This window comes from Cellulomonas algicola (assembly GCF_003851725.1).
Taxonomy (GTDB): Bacteria; Actinomycetota; Actinomycetes; order Actinomycetales; family Cellulomonadaceae; genus Cellulomonas; species Cellulomonas algicola.
Genome location: NZ_BHYL01000382.1, coordinates 1 through 4,838, shown reverse-complemented (window position 1 = coordinate 4,838; position 4,838 = coordinate 1). Strand labels below are relative to the sequence as shown.

Sequence of the window (4,838 nt, the reverse complement as noted above, 5' to 3'; positions counted from 1 at the left end):
CGCTGCACCCGCGGCGTCGTCGCGACGGTCGAGCACGTCGTGCCTCGCCGCCGCCCGCGCGGAGGTGACGCGGTCGTCGGGCTCGGCCTGCGCACCCGCCCGGCCCGAGGCGTCGCCCGTCGTCGGGGCTGTCGCGTCGCGGGTCACCACGGTGCCTCGCCGCTCGCGGCGAGCGCGGCGCCCAGGGACGCGTCGTCCCGCTCGGCGTGGTGCTGCCGCACGTAGACCTGCAGGTCGGCGACGCGCTTGGCATGCTCGGGCTCGAGCGCGAGCGGCGCGGGACCCAGCGCGTGCCCGACCCGCGTCAGGACGTCCTCGCACACGCGCGCGACGGTCGCGCGCACGCGCTTGGCGAGCAGCCGGCCCGCCTCGGCGTCGAGCGTGCCGGCGTCGACCAGGGCCGCGGCCTCGGCGAGCGCACGTCGCGCGGACTGCAGCCCCTCGTCGACCGCGCCGAGGTGCGCGTGGAGCAGCGCGGCGTCCTTCCCGCGGACACCGGCGTGCAGGCGCCGGGCGAGCCCGACCGCGCCGCCGTACCAGCACGCGGCGACGCCGATCCCGCCCCACCAGAACCCGGGTCGCGTGAGGTACCAGCCGGGTGCGCCGACGGGCTCGGCGGGGACGTCGTCGAACCGGACGGACGTGCTGGGGATCTCGACGAGCCCGCGGGCGGCCCACGGCTCGTCGCCGCGCGTGACGCCGGAGCCGCGCAGCGCGACCGCGAACAGCCCGCGTCCGCCGTCGGGCAGGTGGGCCGTCACGAGCGCCGCGTCGAGCCGGTCGGCGAGCGAGCACCACGGCTTGACGCCGCGCAGCCGCCAGCCGTCGTCGTCCTCGACCGCGTCGAGCCGGACGCCGGGCCCTTCGGCGGCGTACACACCCCACGTGGCGTCGTCGCGCGCCACCGTGGGCCGCACGGCGGCCTGGCCGAGGATCGCCCGCGCGTCGAGGTGCGGCTCGACCGCGCGCGCGACGGCGAGGTCGGAGGCAGCCAGCGTCCCGAGCAGCTCCCAGAGCCGAGCGGTGCCGCCCGCGCCGGGGACGAGGTCGTCGGACCACGTGCGCACGGCGGCGAGCGCGTCGTCGACGGTCCGGGGGACGTCGACGTCGCCGCGGTCCCGCGTGGGCGGGACGGGGTCGAGGAGCACGGGGATCGTGGGACGGCCCTCCGGTTCGCGTGGCTGCCACGGGGCGGGTGGCGACGTGATCGTGCGGCGCGGTGGCCGCGCCTGCAACCGGAGCGAGCGATGTCGCCCGTGCGGACGAGACCGGCGAGCGCCGGGACGGGCGCTCCTCGCCGGGACTCGCGACGGGGCACGCCGTCCTCGCGGGACGGTCCCCGGAGCCCGGCGTGGGCTCGGGGACGCGCGGCGTCGGGCGGGTCGTCAGGCGGTGCAGCGACGCACGAACCGCACGAGGCGGTCGAGCGCGGCGTCCGCGTCGGCGCTGCCGGGCTCGAACTGGTACTCGTGCGGCAGCGCGGGCGTGTGGGCGTCCGGGAAGAACAGGGTCTCGACGTCGACGCCGTGCCCCTCCAGCGTCGCCGCGAGCGCGACGGACTGCCCCCGCAGCGGGTCGGCGTTGCCGACCGTGACGAACGTCGACGGGAAGGCCGCGGTCACGTGCCGCCCCACCGACATCGACGACAGGAACGCCTCGTCGTCGAGGAAGCGGCGGTCGCCGCTGTACGCCCAGCCGCACGCGCGCAGCACGTCCCGCAGCGGTGACCGCGGGTCGAGCCGGGCGAGGTCGAACACGCCGCAGCACAGCAGGACGCCGCGCAGCTGGGCCGGGTGCACGGTCGGCGCGACGCCGAGGGTGCGCGCGTAGGACGGCACGGTCGTGAGCGTCGCGACCTGGGCGCTGATCTGCGCACCCGCCGAGTCGCCCGCGAGGACGAGGCGCGACGGTTCCACGTGGAACCGCGCGGCGTGCTCCTGCACGTGCCGCAGCGCCGCGGTCACCTGCCGGACGGGCGTCGGGTACCGCGCCTCGGGGGCGCGCGTGTACCGCGGCGCGACGACGGTGACGCCGTGGCTCGCGAGCAGCCGGAACCAGCCGCGCAGCTCGTCCTTCGTGCCGCCGACGAACGCGCCGCCGTGCGTCCAGACGACGGTCGGGAGCGGCCCGGTCGCGTCGTCCGGGTGGAACACGTCGAGGACCTCGTCGGCGCCCGGACCGTAGCGCTCGTCGAGGACCGCGGCGACGCCCGCGGGTGCCTGCGCGTCGAGCCGGGTGGTGCGCTCGACGACGCCGCGGGCGAACTGGCGACGCACCAGCAGGACCGTCGGGCGGGGGCTCACCAGCAGCGACGCCCGGAGCAGCCCAAGGACGGCGCGGCCCGCCCACCCGCGCAGACCTGCCGGGCGTGCGGCGGAGACCGGCGTGCGGCTCGCGCCCGTGTCCTCGGGCGCGGCCTCGTGCGGCACGGTCATGGCGGGCAGCCTAGGGCGGTCGGCGTCCGTCGGGACACCCCGCCGGCACACCCCGTCGAGGGAGCGACGCCTGGTCGTCGTCGCAGGTCACCGCGCGACGGCGCTGCGGGACCGACGGGACCGTCCTACGCTCGCGAGGTGCCCCGACGCCGCGTCCACCTCGCCCCGCCGCCGGCCGTCGCACGCTCCGCGGACGCCGTCGACGCGGACGTCGAGCGCGGCCTCGCCGACCTGCGCGACCAGCTCGACGTCCCGGACGCGTTCCCGGCGGACGTCGTCGCGGAGGCGGAGTCCGCCGCCGCCGCCGGGGCGCCGTCCGACCTGCCCGACGCGACCGACGTGCCGTTCGTGACGATCGACCCGCCCGGCTCGCGCGACCTCGACCAGGCGGTGCACATCGAGCGCCGCGGCGACGGGTTCCGCGTCCGGTACGCGATCGCGGACGTCGCGACGTGGGTGCGGCCCGGCGGCGCGGTCGACACCGAGGCGCGCCGCCGCGTCGTCACCCTGTACGCGCCCGACGGCCGCACGCCGCTGCACCCGCCCGCGCTGTCGGAGGGTGCCGCGAGCCTGCTGCCCGACCAGGACGTGCCCGCGCTGCTGTGGACGATCGACCTCGACTCCGGCGGCGCACCGACGGCCGTCGACGTGCGGCGGTCCCGGGTCCGCTCGCGCGCGCAGCTCACGTACGACGAGGTGCAGCAGGCGTACGACGCGGGCACCGCCGACGGGACCCTCGCGCTGCTGCGCGACGTCGGCCGGCTCCGGCAGGTCGCCGAGCGTGCCCGCGGCGGGATCACGCTGCCCACGCCCGAGCAGGAGGTGCAGCGGGTCGACGGCCACTGGGCGCTCGTGAGCCGCTCGACGCTCGACGCCGAGGAGTGGAACGCGCAGATCTCGCTGCTCACCGGCCTGTGCGCCGCGCAGCTCATGCTCGACGGCCGCATCGGTGTCCTGCGCACGCTGCCTCCGGCCGACCCGCGCGACGAGGCCCGGCTGCGGCGCGCGGCGGACGCGCTCGACGTCCCGTGGCCCGACGGGGCGGCCGTCGGTGACGTCGTCCGCGGCCTCGACGCGGGGGTCCCCGCGCACGCCGCGCTGCTCACCGAGGCGACGACGCTGCTGCGCGGTGCCGCGTACGTCGCGTTCGACGGTGAGGTGCCCGCGCAGGAGCAGCACGCCGCGCTCGCGGCCCCGTACGCGCACACGACCGCGCCGCTGCGGCGTCTCGTCGACCGGTTCGTCGGCGAGACGTGCGTCGCGCTCGTGGCCGGGAACGACGTGCCGGACTGGGTGCGGTCCGCGCTGCCCGACCTGCCCGGGCTCATGGCGGGCGGCGACCGGCGCGCCAACGAGTACGAGCGCGGGTGCCTCGACCTGCTCGAGGCCGCGCTGCTGACCGGGCGCGTGGGCGACGTGTTCGACGGGGTCGTCGTCGACGCGCACGACGACCGCACGTCGGGGGTCGTGCAGCTGCGCGACCCCGTCGTGCGGGCACGCGTGGAAGGCACGGACCTGCCCGTCGGGCAGCACGTGCGCGTACGGCTCACGGAGGCGTCGACGGCGCGACGGACCGTCCGGTTCGCGCTCGACGGGCAGCCGAGGGCCGATGCCGACGCGTCCGCGCCGGACCCCCGGCCCACGGGCACGTCGGAGCAGCCCCCGCGTGCCGCGGAAGGCTGACCGGTGGACCTCGACGACGTCGCCGACGACCTCTACGGCGCGCCACCGGACCAGTTCGTCGCGCGCCGTGACGCCGCCGCCAGGGAGGCACGGGCGGCGGGCGACCGGGACCTCGCCGCCGACATCACGGCGCTGCGCAAGCCCACCGTCGCGGCGTGGCTCGTCAACGCGCTGCTCCGCGACGTCCCGGGGCTCGCGGACCAGCTCGTCGCGCTCGGCGACAGCCTGCGGGAGGCCGAGCGCTCGCTCGACGGCGCGGGCATGCGCGACCTCTCACGGCAGCGTCGTGCGCTCGTGACGTCGCTGGTCGGCCGTGCCAAGGCGCTCGGCCGGCAGGCCGGGCACAAGGTGGGCGACGCGGTCGCGCAGGAGGTCGACGCGACGCTCACCGCCGCGCTCGCCGACCCGGGCATCGCGCGTGACGTGACGTCGGGGCGCCTCACGGCCGGGCGGGAGTTCGTGGGGTTCGGCGGGATCGCGCCGGGTGAGCCCGTCGAGACCCCGTCCCGCGCGCCGCGGGCGTCGACGCCGCGCGCGTCCGACGCCGGCGAGCAGGGCCCCTCCCCGAGGAAGAGCCCCTCGCGCAGCCGCGCGCACCTGCGCGTCGTCGAACCGCCCGAGCCGGAACCGGAGCACGAACCGCGCGAGTCCGCCGCCGACCGGCGCCGCCGGCGCGAGCGCGAGGACGCCGTCGCGGACGCCCGGCGCGCGCGCGAGGAG

The 4,838-nt window shown here is 78.2% G+C and carries 4 protein-coding genes; 2 read left to right on the top strand and 2 right to left on the bottom strand.

Annotated elements, in window-relative coordinates; genetic code table 11:
- Positions 1 to 143 precede the first annotated feature (143 nt).
- A complete protein-coding gene (locus CTKZ_RS19530; protein WP_235843565.1) occupies positions 144 to 1,148 on the bottom strand; it encodes an acyl-CoA dehydrogenase family protein in 1,005 nt (334 codons plus the stop codon).
- A gap of 237 nt (positions 1,149 to 1,385) precedes the next feature.
- Positions 1,386 to 2,435, bottom strand: coding sequence for an alpha/beta hydrolase (locus CTKZ_RS19525; RefSeq protein ID WP_124344477.1), 1,050 nt, complete (start codon positions 2,433 to 2,435; stop codon positions 1,386 to 1,388).
- Positions 2,436 to 2,573: 138 nt separating this feature from the next.
- Between CTKZ_RS19525 and CTKZ_RS19520 the strand changes: the two genes are divergently transcribed.
- Positions 2,574 to 4,118 (top strand): RNB domain-containing ribonuclease, encoded by a 1,545-nt coding sequence (locus CTKZ_RS19520; RefSeq protein ID WP_124344476.1) that lies wholly within the window; start codon positions 2,574 to 2,576, stop codon positions 4,116 to 4,118.
- Between the two features lie 3 nt (positions 4,119 to 4,121).
- Positions 4,122 to 4,838, top strand: a 717-nt coding sequence (locus CTKZ_RS19515; RefSeq protein ID WP_124344475.1) for a hypothetical protein, incomplete at its 3' end; no start/stop codon positions are given.

Coding starts and splice junctions, on each gene's coding strand:
- CTKZ_RS19525 (WP_124344477.1), bottom strand. CDS start 2,435: ATGACCGTGCCGCACGAGGCCGCGCCCGAGGACACGGGCGCGAGCCGC.